15 protein-coding genes and 1 pseudogene are annotated in these 16,789 nt (G+C 64.7%); 9 read left to right on the top strand and 7 right to left on the bottom strand.

All coding sequences use genetic code 11. The features are described 5' to 3' along the window. Positions 1 to 4 precede the first annotated feature (4 nt). Positions 5 to 262: a hypothetical protein gene (locus tag RTI28_RS06865; protein ID WP_316919748.1), complete on the top strand. Its 258-nt coding sequence runs from the start codon at positions 5 to 7 to the stop codon at positions 260 to 262. Positions 263 to 481: 219 nt separating this feature from the next. Here the strand turns inward: RTI28_RS06865 and RTI28_RS06860 are convergent, their stop codons facing one another. Beyond that, positions 482 to 1,972, bottom strand: coding sequence for an MFS transporter (locus RTI28_RS06860; RefSeq protein WP_316919747.1), 1,491 nt, complete (start codon positions 1,970 to 1,972; stop codon positions 482 to 484). Between the two features lie 132 nt (positions 1,973 to 2,104). On the opposite strand from RTI28_RS06860, the gene RTI28_RS06855 reads away from it, so the two are divergent. Then, positions 2,105 to 2,989 (top strand): LysR family transcriptional regulator, encoded by an 885-nt coding sequence (locus tag RTI28_RS06855; protein WP_316919746.1) that lies wholly within the window; start codon positions 2,105 to 2,107, stop codon positions 2,987 to 2,989. A 23-nt stretch (positions 2,990 to 3,012) separates the two neighbouring features. On the opposite strand, the gene RTI28_RS06850 is transcribed toward RTI28_RS06855, so the two are convergent. After that, a complete protein-coding gene (locus RTI28_RS06850; protein WP_316919745.1) occupies positions 3,013 to 3,450 on the bottom strand; it encodes a hypothetical protein in 438 nt (145 codons plus the stop codon). Between the two features lie 110 nt (positions 3,451 to 3,560). On the opposite strand from RTI28_RS06850, the gene RTI28_RS06845 reads away from it, so the two are divergent. After that, positions 3,561 to 4,004, top strand: a complete 444-nt coding sequence (locus tag RTI28_RS06845; protein ID WP_042124321.1) for a universal stress protein — start codon at positions 3,561 to 3,563, stop codon at positions 4,002 to 4,004. Positions 4,005 to 4,046: 42 nt separating this feature from the next. Here RTI28_RS06845 and RTI28_RS06840 read toward each other — a convergent pair whose 3' ends face one another. Further along, on the bottom strand, positions 4,047 to 5,975 hold the full coding sequence (locus RTI28_RS06840) for an ATP-binding cassette domain-containing protein (protein ID WP_316919744.1): 1,929 nt from the start codon (positions 5,973 to 5,975) through the stop codon (positions 4,047 to 4,049). Between the two features lie 205 nt (positions 5,976 to 6,180). Here RTI28_RS06840 and RTI28_RS06835 point away from each other — a divergent pair, with 205 nt between their 5' ends. Further along, positions 6,181 to 8,106 (top strand): transglycosylase SLT domain-containing protein, encoded by a 1,926-nt coding sequence (locus tag RTI28_RS06835; RefSeq protein WP_410478962.1) that lies wholly within the window; start codon positions 6,181 to 6,183, stop codon positions 8,104 to 8,106. A gap of 57 nt (positions 8,107 to 8,163) precedes the next feature. Here RTI28_RS06835 and RTI28_RS06830 read toward each other — a convergent pair whose 3' ends face one another. Together RTI28_RS06830 and RTI28_RS06825 are read right to left on the bottom strand one after the other, a co-directional pair. After that, positions 8,164 to 8,967 (bottom strand): MOSC domain-containing protein, encoded by an 804-nt coding sequence (locus RTI28_RS06830; protein WP_316919743.1) that lies wholly within the window; start codon positions 8,965 to 8,967, stop codon positions 8,164 to 8,166. Positions 8,968 to 9,042: 75 nt separating this feature from the next. Beyond that, positions 9,043 to 9,978, bottom strand: a complete 936-nt coding sequence (locus RTI28_RS06825; protein WP_316919742.1) for a chemotaxis protein — start codon at positions 9,976 to 9,978, stop codon at positions 9,043 to 9,045. Between the two features lie 378 nt (positions 9,979 to 10,356). Between RTI28_RS06825 and RTI28_RS06820 the strand changes: the two genes are divergently transcribed. The 3 genes from RTI28_RS06820 (at position 10,357) to RTI28_RS06810 (ending at position 12,858) form a co-directional block, all read left to right on the top strand. After that, positions 10,357 to 10,785: a histidine kinase gene (locus tag RTI28_RS06820; RefSeq protein WP_316919741.1), complete on the top strand. Its 429-nt coding sequence runs from the start codon at positions 10,357 to 10,359 to the stop codon at positions 10,783 to 10,785. 595 nt (positions 10,786 to 11,380) lie between these two features. After that, positions 11,381 to 12,208, top strand: a complete 828-nt coding sequence (locus RTI28_RS06815) for a sensor histidine kinase (protein ID WP_401246645.1) — start codon at positions 11,381 to 11,383, stop codon at positions 12,206 to 12,208. After that, a complete protein-coding gene (locus tag RTI28_RS06810) occupies positions 12,205 to 12,858 on the top strand; it encodes a response regulator (protein ID WP_042124307.1) in 654 nt (217 codons plus the stop codon). The genes RTI28_RS06815 and RTI28_RS06810 overlap by 4 nt, the downstream gene beginning before the upstream one ends. On the opposite strand, the gene yegS is transcribed toward RTI28_RS06810, so the two are convergent. Beyond that, on the bottom strand, positions 12,842 to 13,741 hold the full coding sequence (yegS, locus tag RTI28_RS06805; protein WP_316919740.1) for a lipid kinase YegS: 900 nt from the start codon (positions 13,739 to 13,741) through the stop codon (positions 12,842 to 12,844). The genes RTI28_RS06810 and yegS overlap by 17 nt on opposite strands. A gap of 235 nt (positions 13,742 to 13,976) precedes the next feature. Here yegS and RTI28_RS06800 point away from each other — a divergent pair. Continuing rightward, positions 13,977 to 14,129 (top strand): annotated as a pseudogene (locus RTI28_RS06800) (sugar phosphate nucleotidyltransferase); the annotation flags it as partial. A gap of 83 nt (positions 14,130 to 14,212) precedes the next feature. Then, the gene (locus RTI28_RS06795; protein WP_316919739.1) at positions 14,213 to 15,451 is read left to right on the top strand and encodes a glycosyltransferase family 4 protein; all 1,239 of its coding nucleotides are present in this window, start codon (positions 14,213 to 14,215) and stop codon (positions 15,449 to 15,451) included. A 135-nt stretch (positions 15,452 to 15,586) separates the two neighbouring features. Here the strand turns inward: RTI28_RS06795 and glp are convergent, their stop codons facing one another. Beyond that, positions 15,587 to 16,774 (bottom strand): gephyrin-like molybdotransferase Glp, encoded by a 1,188-nt coding sequence (gene glp, locus RTI28_RS06790; protein WP_316919864.1) that lies wholly within the window; start codon positions 16,772 to 16,774, stop codon positions 15,587 to 15,589. Positions 16,775 to 16,789: the final 15 nt, after the last annotated feature.

Here is a 16,789-nt window from a genome sequence, read left to right as displayed (position 1 = left end):
CGATATGGAAGCTGAACTGTACACGCTGATCGCTGTTGCGCTGGCCGGCGCCTGCCGGACCCTCGCTTCAGACATACCCGTCAGCGCGATAGTCGGGGTTATGTACGAGCTTTCTGACAATACAAACGCTCAATTCATACGCCCGTTTGATTGGGGTGTGCACACATTCACTGAAAAGAATGCCTTTGTCAAACCCCCTCAAGCACGGGAAAAATGCGACTTTCCGGTCAGTTCTGCTCGGCTTTTGAGCAATACGGCATGACAGTGATCGACCATCATTCACGTAAGCGATAGCCCTCGGCATCGGCAAAAGGCGCCAACCGCCTAAACATCGTGGAGGAGAAAAAAGAAGGAAGTTTGACGCGCGGAAAAATCGTTTGCGCTCTACACTTCGAGCGATTGAAGCACTTCCCGGCCTGCCTGGCCTTTTTTCCAGTGTATGCAGTGCATTGCAGCCCAGCGTGTTCGCGCTGGGCTTTTTTCATTCCGCGTCCGCCAGCAACCAGCCCACCACGACGCCTGCGCCAAGGGTGACGACGAGCAGAAAGCGGACCAGCCAGCGGAAGGCGTCCCCATAGATGCCGAGCAGCGTATCGAGCCCGAGGTGCGAGAACCGCTGCGCCGCGGCCAGATCACCCATCGCCAGATCCCGGGCCGCCGCGCTGTGGCTCGGTAGATGAAGTTCGATCGACAAGGTCAGCAACGCGCCGACGATGGCAATCGCCACGCCCTCGCCCGCCACCCGGGTCGTGCTGAAGATCCCCGCCGCCATGCCGGCACGCTCCTTGGGCACGACGCTCACCGCCAGGCCGTCCATGAGCCCCCAGGGCAACCCCGTGCCGATGCCGACGACCAGCAGCGGCCAGAGGAGCGACGTCCGGGAATCCGTCGGCTCGATCTCGCCGAGCCAGTAGAGTCCGGCCGCCGCGACGAAAAGCCCGAAGGCCGAGATTCTGCCTGGCGAAATCCAGCGACTCAGGCCAGCCGCGAGACCAGGCACGATCAGCATGGGGATCGACAAGGCGATCATCTGCAAGCCGGCGTCGACCTCATCCAGCCCCTCCAGGCCGATAAAGCGCAACGGCAGCAACACCAGCAGAACCACATAGCAGTAACAGGTCGCCACGGGCAACAGTTGCACGCCGAGGAAACGCGGGTAGCGAAACAGCGACAGATCCAGCATGGGCCGCGCCACGCGCCTCTCCACGTGCAGGAACACCGCGCCCGACACCGCAGCACCCAGCAACACGGTCCAGGCCTGCCAGGCACCCCAGCCACTGACCGGCAGGAGCAGAACGCCCCAGGTGAACAGACCGAGCGTACTGGTGAACGTCGCGGCCCCGGTCCAATCGAAGCCTGTCGCGTTGGGGTCGCGTGATTCGGGCATCCTCGACACCGCCAGGAGCAAGGCCAGCGCTCCCAGTATCGCGCTGGAGAAAAACACCGAGCGCCAGCCCAGGTGCGCGATGATCGCCCCCGCGAGCACCGGGCCAAAGGCCAGGCCCGCGCCGAAACAGGTGCCCAGCAGACTGAACGCCCGGGTCCGCGCCACACCGTCGAAAGCCTGGGCCAGCGCCGCCGAACCGCCCGCCAGAGCCGCTGCCGCGGCGCCACCCTGCACTGCGCGCAACACATCGAGCCAGAGGATGTCCGGCACCCAGGCGATGACGATGGAGGCGAAGGCGAACAGCGACACACCGCACATGAACACACGCTTGCGACCGAAAGCATCCGCCGCCGCCCCGGCGGCCATCAGCAGGCTTCCGAAGCTCAGCATGAACGCATTGGTGATCCAGCTGGAGGCCAGTGCGCCAGCGCCCAGGTCCCGGCTGATCACGGGAGTGGCGACAACCGCGCCGGTAAAGCTCAGGGGCAGTATCAGCGCCGCCAGGCAGACCGCGGCGAGCAGCGCCAGCCAGGGTTGGCGGCGTATGGGCAAGGAAGCAGCGATAGTGGTGATTTCCACAGGCATCTCTCGTTCCGTCTGACTTCATCGACGGTTTGGGGGTGATCGGATGCCAGACATGCTAGATAATCATCAATCATTGAAAAATACCGATTCAATCCTCTATAAAACGACAAAAACTCACCAATCAAGGCAGCAATGGACAGTCTGAGTGGCTTGATGGCCTTCGTCAGCGCCGCGCAAACCAACAGCTTCGTGGCAGCGAGCGAGCGCCTGGGCGTCTCTCCTTCGGCGATCAGCAAGAGCGTGGCGCGTCTTGAAAGCGAACTGGGCGTGCGCCTGTTCAACCGCAGCACGCGACACCTGAGCCTGACAGAAGAAGGCGCGCTGTTCTTCGAGCGCGGCCGGCGCATCGTCGAGGAAATCGCGGAGGCGCAGGCCGAGCTGGCGCGTTTGGCCGGCAGTCCCAGCGGCACCTTGCGCGTCAGTGTTCCCGCGATCGGCTACCGCCTGCTGATGCCGGTGCTGGACGAGTTCACGGCACGCTACCCGGACATCCGGCTGGATCTCGACTTCAACGACCGGCTGGTGGACGTCATCGCCGATGGCGTGGATGCGGCCATCCGCAGCGGCGACATGGGCAATTCGCAACTCAAGGTGCGCAGCCTGGGCACGTACCGTTTCGCGCTGGTCGGTGCGCCCGCCTACTTCGCCCGCCGGGGCACCCCGCGAACCGCTGCGGACCTGACGGAACACAGCTGCCTGCGCTACCGATTCCCCGCGACAGGCCAGTTGCAGGCGTGGAAACTCGACACACCGCACGCCTTTACCACTCCCAATGGCCACACGTTCAACAGCGTGGAGGCACTGATCCAGGCGGCCACGGGCGGTCTGGGCATCGCCTGGCTGCCGGACTTCGCTGTCCGCGAGGCACTGCAGGCAGGCACGCTGGTGACCGTGCTGGATGATCTGGTGGCGGAAACCGGGCGTTTTTCCATCCTCTGGCCGGAGCATCGCGGCATGGCGCCCAGGCTCAGGGCCTTCATCGATTTCCTGGTGGACAAGCAGGTGCTGGGCAACTGAGCGAGGTCAGCGCCGGGAGGGTGTCAGGCCAGCGCCTTGAGCACAGCGGCGACATCCTGCAATGCCGCGCTGTCCTCGCGCTCGCCCCAGCACAGGGCGATCATCTGCGCGCCGGCCTCGACCTTGTATACGCTTTGCGGCAGGCGCTTGAGCTGTTCCAGCACCCGCTCGTCCGCGCATGACTCACGCCACTGGTTGAGCCAGACACCCGCCTCGGTCTGCCAATAGCACCAGTTGTCCGTACTGCCCTTGCGCCGCGCCTGGTGATACTGCGCACAGGTGGCTGGCGGTTCTTCCGGCAGCCAGTGCGGCCAGGTCTGCGGTGCCAGTTGCATCGCCAGGCCCATGCGCCGGGCCTCCAGGCGCAGGGCCATGCGCCCGCTCATGCGCCGCGACGGCAGCAGCCAGGCCAGAGGGCTGAGGATCAGCGCGAGGATTGACACTACTACCCAGACCGTCATATCTGTTATTCCTATCAAGACTTTACAAATGAGCTGGTTAGCCGCAACCGGATGCGATCAGCCTGAAACGGACCATACTTCTACTATTGCGATTGTCAGGAGAACCTCTCATGCCCTACGAACACATTCTGGTTGCCGTCGACCTGACCGAAGAATGCGACCCGGTCATCAAGCGCGCCCGCGAGCTGGCGGGACCGAGCAACGCCAAGGTCTCGCTGGTGCATATCGTCGAGCCGATGGCCATGGCCTTCGGCGGCGACGTGCCGATGGACCTGTCGCAACTGCAACAGCAGCAGTTCGACCAGGCCAAGGAACGCATGGACCGCCTGTTTAACAAATATCCGGAAATCAACCGCGGCGATTCGCACCTGACCTACGGCCAGCCACGCCAGGAAATCCACCAGTTGGCCAAGGACCAGCAATGCGACCTGATCGTGGTCGGCAGCCATGGCCGCCACGGCCTGGCCCTGCTCCTGGGCTCCACGGCCAACGACGTGCTGCACGGTGCGCCGTGCGATGTGCTGGCAGTGCGCCTACAGAAGAAAGCTGAGTAAATCGTCCGACAGAGGGGCCGCTTAGCGGCCCCTTCTTATTGATCAGCCATCCAGTTCCGCCCAGCGTTCCACCAAGGTGTCCAGCTCGACCTGCATCGCTTCCAGATCGGCCAGGACCTTGCTGGTGTGGGCAGCCGGCTTCTGATAGAAGCCGACATCGGAAATTTCCTGCTGCACCGCAGCGATCTTCCCTTCCAGCACCTCGATCTGCCCCGGCAGGGCCTCCAGCTCGCGCTGCAGCTTGTAGCTGAGTTTCTTCTTCGCTTCCGGCGCCGCGGCAACCGCAGCGGCTGCGGGTTCGGCAGCGACGGGCGCGGCAACCACGGCGCTGTTCAGCTCGGACTTGCCCGACTTGCTCTCGCTCACGCCGAGCAGGCGCGGTGAGCCGCCCTGGCGAATCCAGTCCTGATAACCACCGACATACTCGCGTACCCGCCCCTCGCCTTCGAAGACCAGGGTGCTGGTCACCACGTTGTCGAGGAAGGCCCGGTCGTGGCTGACCATCAGCACGGTGCCCTTGTAGCCGGACAGGACTTCCTCCAGCAGCTCGAGCGTTTCCACGTCGAGGTCGTTGGTCGGTTCGTCGAGCACCAGCAGGTTGGCCGGCTTGCTGAACAGCTTGGCCAGCAGCAGGCGTGCGCGCTCACCACCGGACAGCGCCTTGACCGGCGTCCGCGCGCGTTGCGGGCTGAACAGGAAGTCGCCGAGGTAGCTCAGGACATGCCGGCTCTGCCCGTCGATCTCGATGAAGTCACGGCCTTCGGCGAGGTTGTCGATCACGGTCTTTTCCAGATCGAGCTGGTTGCGCAACTGGTCGAAGTAGGCCACTTCCAGGCGGGTGCCGGACTCCACCTTGCCGCTGGACGGCTGCAGATCGCCGAGCATCAGCTTGAGCAGGGTGGTCTTGCCGGTACCGTTGGCACCGAGCAGGCCGATGCGGTCCTCGCGCTGCAGGACCATGGAGAAATCCTTGACCAGGGTCGGGCCGCCCGGATGAGCGAAGCTGACGTTGTCGAGAACCATGACCTGCTTGCCGGACTTCTCCGCCGCCTCGATCTGGATATTCGCCTTGCCCTGGCGCTCGCGGCGCTCGCTGCGTTCCACCCGCAGCGCCTTCAGCGCCCGCACGCGGCCTTCGTTGCGGGTCCGGCGAGCCTTGATGCCCTGGCGAATCCACACCTCTTCCTGGGCCAGGCGCTTGTCGAACAGCGCGTTGGCGGTTTCCTCGGCGGCCAGCTCCGCCTCCTTGTGCACCAGGAAGCTGGCGTAGTCGCCGTTCCAGTCGATCAGGCCGCCGCGATCCAGTTCGAGGATGCGCGTGGCCAGGTTCTGCAGGAAGGAACGGTCGTGGGTGATGAACAGCACCGCGCCGTTGAAACCGCTCAAGGCGTCTTCCAGCCAGGCGATGGCGCCGATGTCGAGGTGGTTGGTCGGTTCGTCGAGCAGCAGCAGATCCGGCTCCGACACCAGGGCCTGGGCCAGCAGCACGCGGCGGCGCCAGCCACCGGAAAGCTCGGCGAGGGTCTTGTCGGCCGGCAGTTGCAGGCGGCTCAGGGTGCTGTCCACCAGTTGCTGCAGGCGCCAGCCGTCACGGGCCTCGAGGTCATGCTGGACGTGCATGAGTTTTTCCAGATCGGCATCGCTGTGGATGTTCTGGCTCAGGTGGTGGTACTCGGCGAGCAGGCGGCCGACCCCTTGCAGGCCTTCGGCGACCACGTCGAACACGGTACGCTCGTCGGCTACCGGCAGTTCCTGCGGCAGCTCGCCGATCTTCAGCCCGGGGGCACGCCAGATCTCGCCGTCGTCAGGTTTCTGGTCGCCCTTGACCAGGCGCAGCATGCTCGATTTGCCGGTGCCGTTGCGACCGATGATGCAGACCCGCTCACCACGGGCGATCTGCCAGGACACCTTGTCCAACAGGGGCATGGCGCCGAAGGCGAGGCAGACATCGCTGAATTTGAGCAGGCTCATGTTCTTCTCCAGAAAGCGGGCGCGCATTCTACCCGACTTGGCTGGACGACACAGCCCGCATCCCATCCGCCCGGCGGCACGGCATTACGTCCGGATGCAAGCACAATGCTTTCATCCGCGGCGGGCAAACGGCTAAGCTTAGGTTCGTGAACCCACAGTGCTGGCGACGCCGACACTCGTTTTGGTCAACTGTTCTGGAAGTATCATGCGCCGCCTGCTCAACCTCGTTTCCTGCCTGCTGCTCTCGGCCTCCGTGGCCGGTGTCGCGCAGGCCGCCGATCTCGCCCAACAACGCCAGATGTACGACGAAGCCAAGCGCGCGCTGGCCAAGGGCGACAGCGGCCCGTATCAACGTTACGCCGCGGCCCTGCAGGACTACCCGCTGGAACCGTATCTGGCCTACGACGAACTCACCGCCCGCCTGAAGAGCGCGAGCAATGCCGAGATCGAAGCCTTCCTGGCGAAGAACGGCGATCTGCCCCAGGCCAACTGGATGAAACTGCGCTGGTTGCGCTGGCTGGCCGAGCGCGGCGACTGGAAGCCCTTCGTCAAGTACTACGATCCCAAGCTGAATTTCACCGAGCTGGACTGCCTCAATGGCCAGTACCAGCTGGTTCACGGCCTGCGCGCCGAGGGCTATGCCACCGCCGACAAGCTCTGGGCGGTAGGCAAGTCGCAACCGGCCGCCTGCGATGCGCTGTTCGAGCGCTGGGCCGCGGAAGGCCAACTGACCGAGCAGAAGCGCTGGCTGCGCACCAAGCTGGCCGCCCAGGCGCGCAATTACGCGCTGGCCAACACGCTGGTGAAGACCCTGCCGACCCTGGGTAACGAAGGCCGCCTGCTGCTGGACGTGGCGCAGAAGCCGGAGCTGCTCAACCAGCCGTCGCGCTTCAGCCCGACCAACGAGGCCATGTCCGACGTGGTCAGCCTCGGCCTGCGCCGCCTCGCTCGCCAGGACCCGGAGCGGGCCATGGCGCTGCTCGACGACTACGCCAACCGCATGCATTTCTCGGTCGAGGAGAAGGTCGCCATCGCCCGCGAGATCGGCCTGACCCTGGCCCGCCGTTACGACCCGCGGGCGCTGGACCTGATGACCCGCTACGATCCGCAACTGCGCGACAACACCGTCAGCGAATGGCGCATGCGCCTGCTCCTGCGGCTCGGCCGCTGGGAAGAAGCCTACGAGCTGAGCAAGCGTCTGCCGCAGGACCTGGCCAGTACCAACCGCTGGCGCTACTGGCAGGCGCGCAGCCTGGAACTGGCGCAACCGCAGAACCCGCAGATCCCGCTGCTGTACAAGACCGTCGCCCGCGAGCGTGACTTCTATGGTTTCCTCGCCGCCGACCGGACGCAGACGCCCTACCAGCTGAACAACAAGCCGCTGGTGATCAGCCAGCAACTGATGAACAAGGTGCGCAACGCCCCGGGCGTGCGCCGTGCCCTGGAATTCCATGCCCGCGGGCAGATCGTCGAAGGTCGTCGCGAGTGGTACCACGTCAGCCGCCACTTCAGCCGTGACGAAATGGTCGCCCAGGCGCGTATCGCCTATGACCTGCGCTGGTACTTCCCGGCCATTCGCACCATCAGCCAGGCGCAGTACTGGGATGACCTGGATATCCGCTTCCCGATGGCCCACCGCGACACCCTGGTGCGTGAAGCCAAGGTCCGCGGCCTGCATTCGAGCTGGGTGTTCGCTATCACTCGCCAGGAAAGCGCATTCATGGACGACGCCCGTTCCAGCGTCGGCGCCTCCGGCCTGATGCAACTGATGCCGGCCACCGCCAAGGAAACCGCGCGCAAGTTCAGCATTCCCCTGGCCTCGCCGGCCCAGGTGCTGAATCCGGACAAGAACATCCAGCTGGGCGCGGCCTATCTGAGCCAGGTGCACGGGCAGTTCAACGGCAACCGCGTGCTCGCCTCGGCGGCCTACAACGCAGGCCCCGGTCGGGTACGCCAGTGGTTGCGCGGCGCCGACCACCTGAGTTTCGACGTCTGGGTCGAGTCGATCCCGTTCGACGAAACCCGCCAGTACGTACAGAACGTGCTGTCTTATGCGGTGATCTACGGGCAGAAGCTCAATTCACCGCAGCCGCTGGTGGATTGGCATGAGCGTTATTTCGACGATCAGTGAGGTGTCGCCGCTGATGGCCTCATCGCTGCGATGAGGCCATCGGCACCACCTGAAGAACTACTCCAGCACCTCTACCGCCATCCCCACCTCCAGCACACCCTCACCGTCCGCCACCAGGTTCTGCCCGAACATGGCCTCGCCTTCCTTCTTCCGATAGTTCATCAGCGTCGCGAACGGCTCGCGGTCCGGGCTGCGCTCGCCGCTGGCCGGGTCGATGGTGGTGAGGATGCAACGCCCGCACGGCTTGACCACGCGGAAGGTCTGCTGGCCAATGCGGATGCGTTTCCAGCCATCCTCGGCAAAGGGTTCGGCGCCCTCGATCACCAGGTTGGGACGAAAGCGCATCATCTCCATGGGCCGTCCGACCTTCTGCGTCAGGTCATCCAGCGACGCCTGGCCGATCAGCAGCAGCGGGAAGCCATCGGCGAAGGCCACCCGGTCGCTGTTCTCGCCATAGCCCGAAGGCAGGTAGCGCGTGCGCGATTGCGGCACATGCACCAGGCGCACATCACGCCCCATGAAGGTGCTCAACCACTGCGCCGCGGCATCGCCGGCATCCGGTACGCGCAGGGTGTCGCTCCAGATGGTCACGCCACGCAGCGCATCGTCGGGCTCGGGGATCGGCACATGAAAGGTCGACAGGCCCGGCGCATCGAGCAGCAGTCCGCCATCGGCGGCGTACAGCGCCGACAGCTGGCTCATCTGCGGGAATGCGCGCTGGGTGAGAAAACGGTTGTTGCCGGCATCCACCAGCATCCAGCGACGATCGCCGTCCAGCCCCAGCAGGCCCGACGGCGAGCGTTGCAAGGCCTCGCCTTGCGCCGATTTGAGCGGGTAACGATAAAGCGCACTCAGACGCATACGACATGCTCCCTGGGAAAAGCCAGCAGCTTACACCCGTTGCCCGGCAAACGCTGCCGGGCGAACGACGACGGCTCAGGCGGTGGCCTGATCCAGCTCCAGGCGCTGCCGCACCACTTCCACCAGGCGATCGGGCTGGAACTTGGAAAGGAAGTTGTCGCAACCGACCTTCTTCACCATGGACTCGTTGAAGCTGCCGGAGAGCGAGGTGTGCAGCACCACGTACAAGCCACGCAGGCGGGCATCGCTGCGAATCTCGGTGGTCAGGCGGTAACCGTCCATTTCCGGCATTTCCGCGTCGGTGAAGACCATCAGCAGTTTCTCGCAGACATCCTCGCCGGCATCCGCCCAGCCCTTGAGCAGGCGCAGGGCCTTGAGTCCGTCGCTGGCCACGTGCAGCTTCATGCCCAACTGCGACAGGGTCTCGCGCAACTGCGCCAGGGCCACGGTGGAGTCGTCCACCAGCAGTACTTCACGCCCCTGGGCACGTCGCAGAAGCGGATCGTCGAGTTTTTCCCGGGAAACTTTCGCGTTGTAGGGAACGATTTCCGCCAGGACCTTCTCTACATCGATGATCTCCACCAGTTGCTCGTCGACCTTGCTGATGGCGGTCAGGTAGTGCTGGCGGCCGGCGCTGGTCGGCGGCGGCATGATGGCTTCCCAGTTCATGTTGACGATGCGGTCGACCCCGCCGACCAGAAACGCCTGCACGGACCGGTTGTACTCGGTGACGATGATGGTACTGTTCGGCCCCGGCTCCAGCGGGCGCATGCCGATCGCCTGGGACAGGTCGATCACCGGCAGGGTCTGGCCACGCAGGTTGACCACGCCGCAGACGAAGCTGTGGCGCTGCGGCATCAGGGTCAGTTTCGGCAGTTGCAGGACTTCCTGCACCTTGAAGACGTTGATCGCGAACAGCTGGCGGCCCGCGAGGCGGAACATGAGGATTTCCAGGCGGTTCTCACCTACCAGCTGTGTTCTTTGGTCTACCGTGTCGAGAATGCCAGCCATTGAATCCCCCGGGGTTGTTGCAAAAGGTAAAAAGCATCGGCCTTGTATCGGCCGCTTGCGGCACAGCTTGACCCCTGGAAGAAAAAGCCACCCGGGGCATTGATGTCACTTTAGCATCATGCTTTACTGCACTGGCAACCCCTTCCCCTACCCCGCAACGGGGTGACACCGGAAAAACCTCATCAGGGAAACCCTTATCAACAATCGGGTTGGACCTGATATTCGTGATATCCGTTAGCCATTAATGTGACGCCATTCTCAATGCATGAATGGAGTCAGGCCTTTGTTCGCTATCACTTCGCTGTGGCCAGCCTCCGTTCCTGACCGTTCGTCCGCTTGCGTCCGCGCTTTCCGCTGGTGTTCAGGAGGAACCGACTGATGCCGAAGGACTTGCCGGATATGAGCGCCCTGCAGGATTTTCTGGGTGATGCCCACCAGTTGCTGAACCGGGCGCAGGAATGCCTGCAGCATTTTCGCCTGATCGGCGAGGACGCCGATGCCAGCCATTGCCTGATCGATACCCTCGCCACCCTGAGGGACCGAGCCCAGGCCCAGGAGCAGGTGCAGATCGCCGATTTCTGCCGGCAGCTGTGCAGCGTGCTCGACACGATCGAGCGACGCAAACATTTGCATGGCCCGGCATTGGTCATTCTGGAGGCAAGTATCTGCCTGCTGGCCTGGCAACTGGAACTGGTCGACCCCTACGACGGCACGCTCAACCTCGACGCCGAGGAAGAGAATGAATTGCTGGGCAGCCTGGAAAGTACCTTGCAAGCCGCCGCGCAGACACACGAACAATCGGCCTGACGTCAGCACCGCCACTCTCGCCGATGCCGTGGCAACCCTTATGGCAGAGCATCCGTCTGGGCAATCGCCTACAACTAAAGTCAAACTAGAAACTGCCTTGAAAAATACCAGGCCTACATATAGGTGTGTTTTCAGCGCACTCTAATCGGCAACTAAGCAGCTTCTTTCCATACAACTCCATCAATACGGAAACAGCACATGCGCCCTTTAAATGAAAGTTCAAGTTCGCCAACCGTAGTGGCATGGTGCTAGAATCCGCGCCCGACGGAACGCGCGTAGCACCCCGTAAAACCTGACTCCGCCAACCATCGACAGCCCCGACGACCGATCGGGTCTGAAGTGATACCATGCGCCGCCCGAGCCGGCTGCCGATTGTTTCCCCTGTTGGAACATGGCGTTTTCAGCGCACTGAAAAAGTGCCCGGCTGCCCGCTGCGACACGATGACAAAAGTTGTTGAAGGCCTTCCGGAAAAGCCTTTCAATCAACCCCGGACCGGCTTTGAAAAGTGATCTTTCAGTGGCTTCATTTCCCGTGTACTCAAGCCTCAAGACTTTCACGCGATGCCCGCGCGGCCTGGCCCTGCTGCATCGGTCCATGCTGCTGCTGTGCCTGGCGTCGCTGCTGCTCGCCCTGTTCTGTTATCTGAATGCCCGCCCGCTGCCCGCGCCCCTGGTGCTGCTGCAGGGTCTCACCCTGCTGGGCCTGCTGTGCCTGCCGCAGCGGCGCAAGGACAACATCCTGATGTCGCCACAGGAACTCGCCGACCGCCTGCTCAAGGTCCAGGAAGCCGAGCGCCAGCGCCTGAGCCGCGAGCTGCATGACGACATCGGCCAGTTGCTCACCGCCGCCAAGCTGCAGGGCGAGTGGCTGCAGCGACGTCTCCCGGAAGACCTGCAGGCCCACTGCGATACCCTGCGCAGCACCCTGGACGAAACCCTGTCCCACGTACGCAACCTGGCCAGCAGCCTGGCCCCGCGCCAGCTTGCCAGCCTGGGCCTGGAGGCCAGTCTGCGCACCCACCTGCTGCGCACCCTGGACAACACCGAGGTGCGCTGGAGCCTGGAATGCCGGAGCCGCCTCGACGGTCTGCCGGAAGACATGGCCATGGCCGCCTTCCGCATCACCCAGGAAGCGGTGACCAACGTGTTGCGCCATGCCCGGGCGCACAACCTGATCGTGCGTTTCCAGCGCCAGCCCGAGGGCCTGTCGCTGTCGATCAGCGACGACGGCCAGGGTTTCCTGCCCTCTTCCAACCCTGGCGAGGAAGGCCAGTGCGGCATGGCCGGCATGGCCGAACGCGCGCACCTGCTCAACGGCAGCCTCACGGTCCACAGCGAACCCGGCAAGGGCACGCGGATCGATGCGCTCTTCCCCTGGCCTCCCCGCACGCGCGAGCGCGCCAATTCAAGTAAGACTTCATGACCTGTAAATTGCTGCTGGTTGACGACCATTCCCTGATTCGCGCCGGCGTGCGCGCCCTGGTATCCGACATCCCCGGCTATACCGTGGTGGGCGAAGCCTGCGATGGCAGCCAGTTGGTGGAGTTGGTCCGGCAACTCGACCCGGACATCGTCCTGCTCGACCTGTCGATGCGCTCCATGGGCGGCCTGGAAGCCCTGAGCCGCCTGCAGGCCGAAGGCAGCCGCTGCAAGGTTTTGATCCTGTCGATGCACACCGACCCGCAACTGATCATGCAGGCCCTGGAAAGCGGGGCCCACGGCTACCTGCTCAAGGACACCACCGCCACCGAACTGGAGCAGGCCCTGGCCGCGCTGAGCGCCGACGAGCGCTACCTGAGCCCGGCCATCGCCCACACGGTGATCAACCAGGCGCTGCTGCGCGGGCACAAGGCGGAGCCGGTGGAAACCCACAACCTCACCGCCCGCCAACTGGAAATCCTGCGCCTGATCGTGCGCGGCAAATCCACTCGGGAAATCGCCAACGGCCTGGGCCTCAGCGTCAAGACCGTGGAAACCCACCGCTCGCAGATCATGAAACGCCTGCAGATCTACGACGTGGCCGGCCTGGTGCTGTTCGCCGTGCGCGAGCAGATCATCAGCCTCGACGACTGAGCAGCGCCGACTGCGCCGGCAGGTGCAGGCGCAACGCCGAGGGCAGCACGCGAAAGCGCAGGCTGTCACCCTGCAGCGGTTCGCCATCGAGGTTGATGTCCAGCCCTTGCGAGCCCTTGATCTCGACCCACGGCAGGCGCGCGCGCACGAACATGCTGTCCAGGCCCAGGCCATCGCTGAGCAGGTCGCGCAGGGTGCCGACCACTTCCTGCGGCGCCGGCAGGATGCTGATGTCGAGCAAGCCGTCGTCCACCACCGCCTCCGGGCACAGCACATGCCCGCCGCCGGCCTGCCGCCCGTTGCCGATGCCCAGCGCCAGCAGCTCGCCCTGCCAGTGGAAATCCGGGCCGTGCAGGCTGACCGAGGCTGCGCTCAGCTCGCTGAAACGGGACAGGCCGGTGAACAGATAGGCCGCAGCACCCAGCACCTTCTTCAGCTCTTCCGAAGTCTGCGCGGTGACCTGGCTGCCGAAGCCACCGGTGGCCATGTTGAGGAACACCTCGCCATCGACCTCACCCAGATCGATCGGCCGCGCCTCGCTGTCGAGCAACGCCAGGGCCGCCTCCGGCTCCAGTGGAATGCCCGCGGCCCGGGCGAAGTCGTTGGCGGTGCCCAGCGGCAGCAGCGCCAGGCTGGCCTGCGCACCGGCCTGCGCCATGGCATGGGCGACATCACGCAGGGTGCCATCGCCGCCGCCGGCGATCAGCCGTGGATAACCGGCCGCCAGCGCCTCCTCCACCAGACGCTGGGCATCGCCCCCCTCCCAGGTCAGGCGCACGTCCAGTTGCCAGCCACGCTCGCGCAGGCCCTGCACCGCGCCGCGCACCTCCTCGTTCATCGCCTGCTTGCCATGCAGAATCAGCAGCGCTTTGCGTTCGCCCATCGAAGCTCCCCTCTCGCCTGGTTGCGACCTCCTATCTCGACCACGGCCGAAGGCGATTTGCTGCACTTCCCACGAGCAAGTTTGCGCAATCTTACGAATGACATTGAAAGATCCCGCATCCGCGACCATGCTTCGACAAATAATTGGCAAGAAGTGAAGAGCCGAACGACAGAGTCACTTTATTGACGAAATACCCGCGACGGCTTCCTGCCCGGCGCACCGAGGCGGCATGACAATGAGTGTATTGATTCCCTGCATCATCGCCGGCGGCGCCGGCACCCGACTCTGGCCAGTGTCCCGCGAGGCGCTGCCCACGCCGTTCATGTCGCTGCCCGACGGCCAGAGCCTGCTGCACAAGACATTCGTGCGCTTTACCGATCTGTACGGCCGCGCCCGGGAGTCAGCCACCGACTGACGCCGCGGGCGCTTTTCGTTCCACCGCTCACGCCCTACGGCAAGCGAGGAAGTGTCATGCGTGTACTCTGGACACTGCCCTATCTGCCCTGGCCAACCACCAGTGGCAGCAAGACCCGCCAGTTCAACCTGTTGCGCGGCCTGGCGCAGCGGGGTCATCGCATTACCCTGCTGACCCAGTCCAAGGTGCCCCTCTGCGAGGCCGCGCGAGAGGCCCTGGCGCCACTGGTGGAGCGCCTGATCGTCATCCCGCGCCGCGCCGCGCACAGCCCGCTGAACATGGTCGCCGCGGTGTCCGCCGGCTACCCCATGCGCACCTGCATCAACGGCCTGGCGCCGCATCTGCGTCATCATTTCGAAAACCTGCTGCAAGAGCAGTGGGACGTGATCCAGATCGAACACAGCTACAGCTTCCAGCCCTTCGAACGGGCCCTGCAGGCCAGCGGCCGACCGTTCATCGTCAGCGAACACCACGTCGAATGGTGCAAGGGCGCGGTCTGCCAGGACCGCCTGCCGCTATGGCTGCGCCCGTTCAACAGTTTCGATGGCTGGCGCTATCGGCGCTGGGAAACCCGGGTCCTGAAGCAGGCCAGCGAAGTGGTAGCAGTCAGCCCGTGCGATGCCGAGGAAATCAGCCAACTGACCGGAAAACCGACCCAGGTGGTGGTCAACGGCGTCGATTGCGCGCATTACCAGCACATCGATTTCGCCCCGCACAGCCAGCGCCTGCTGTTTGTCGGCAACTTCGAATACCGCGCCAACCAGGAAGCCCTGGAATGGGCGCTGGAAGACATCCTGCCGCAGGTCTGGCAGTACAACCCGGCGGTGCGCCTGGCCATCGTCGGCCATGCGCTGCCGGAACACTGGAAACTGCACTGGAACGACCCGCGTATCGAGTGGGTGGGCTATCTGCCCGATCTGCGCGAATTGCAGCGTCTGTCGGCGCTGTTCTTCGCCCCGTTGCGCCACGGTGGCGGGTGCAAGGTGAAGCTGCTCGAGGCCATGGCCGCGGGGTTGCCGGTGGTGACCACGCAGCAGGGGGTTTCAGGCTTGCAGGTGCGCTACGGCGAGCATTATCTCGGTGGCGACGGCGCGGACGAGCTGGCCCTGACCATCACCCGCCTGCTCAGCCAGCCACAGCGCATGCATCAGTTGGGCGAAGCCGGGCGGGCCTTCGTGCGCGAACGGCATGACTGGAGCGTGGCGGCGGCGCAGCTGGAAGGGGTGCATCAGCGGCTGGTCAGCCGGCCGCTGGCGATGGGCGATGTGGCGGGTGGGGTGATGCCGTTTTCCTGAAATGGCCTTGTTCGGCTTGAGGGCCTCATCGCAGGCAAGCCAGCTCCTACGGGTTGATCACACGCTCTGCGAGCGACGCAGAACCCGTAGGAGCTGGCTTGCCTGCGATGACACCTTCAAGAACGCCAGGAAACCTCAGCCAAGCAACTCGCTCAGGGGAATGAACTGCACGATATCCCCCTGCCGTGGCGTAGTGCCTTCCAGCACCTCGACCAGGCCCTCGGCCCAGGCCGCGCTGCGCAGCACGCCGGAACTCTGGTTGCGATAGATCTGCGCCCTGCCCTGTTCCAGGCGCGCCCGCAGGTACTCGCGACGGTTGCCCGCCTTCGGCCAGTCGAAGCCCGCCGGCACGGCGAACTGCAACGGCTTGACCTCCTGCACGCCCTGGCGGCGCAGCAGATAGGGCCGGGTCAGCAACCCGAAGGTCACCAGGGTCGACGCCGGGTTGCCCGGCAGGCCGATCACCGGCACACCGTTGTACTGCCCCACGGTCAACGGCTTGCCCGGCTTGATCGCGAGTTTCCACAGAGCCAGTTCACCGGCCTCGCGCAAGGCGATGCCGAGGTAATCGGCCTCGCCCACCGAAACGCCACCGGTGGACAGGATCAGGTCCACGCTATCCAGGCGCCCCAGGCTCTGCCGGGTCAGTTGCAGATCGTCCGGGAGAATCCCGCCATCCACCACCTCGCAGCCCAGGCGCTGCAACCAACTGCACAGCAGGCGGCGGTTGCTGTTGTAGATCTGCCCCGGCCCCAGCGGCAGGCCCGGCTCCACCAGTTCGTCGCCGGTGGACAGCACCGCCACGCGCACCCGGCGCACTACCGGGATACGGGCATGACCCAGGGTCGCGATCAGGCCGAGCTCGATCGGGCCCAGGCGGGTGCCGGCAACCAGCACCAACTCGCCAGCCCGGGTTTCCTGGCCTTGCGGGCGAATGTTCTGACCGGCGTGCAGGGCTTCGCTGAAACGCACCCGCTGGTCGTCCAGCACCTCGGTGTTTTCCTGCATCTCGACGCAGTCGGCGCCCGCGGGGACCGGGGCTCCGGTGAAGATCCGCGCGCAGGTGCCAGGCTGCAGCGGCTGTGGCGCATGCCCGGCGAAGATGCGCTGGCTCACCGGCAGCGGCTCGCCGCTCCAGTCGGCCACGCGCAGGGCGTAGCCGTCCATGGCGCTGTTCGGCCACGGCGGCAGATCGAGGCTGGCGTGCAGGTCGGTCGCCAGCACCCGGCCTTCGGCATCGGCCACGGCAACGTCCTCGACGTCCTTGATCGGCGCGGCTTCGGCCAGGGCCAGCAGGCGTTCGAGGGCGGCTTCCACCGGCATCAGCGGCCTGGCCGC

Source organism: Pseudomonas sp. zfem002 (assembly GCF_032621685.1).
Classification (GTDB): domain Bacteria; phylum Pseudomonadota; class Gammaproteobacteria; order Pseudomonadales; family Pseudomonadaceae; genus Aquipseudomonas; species Aquipseudomonas japonica.
The sequence above is the reverse complement of the archived record's forward strand: the minus strand, read 5'-3'. Positions and strand labels throughout refer to the sequence as shown.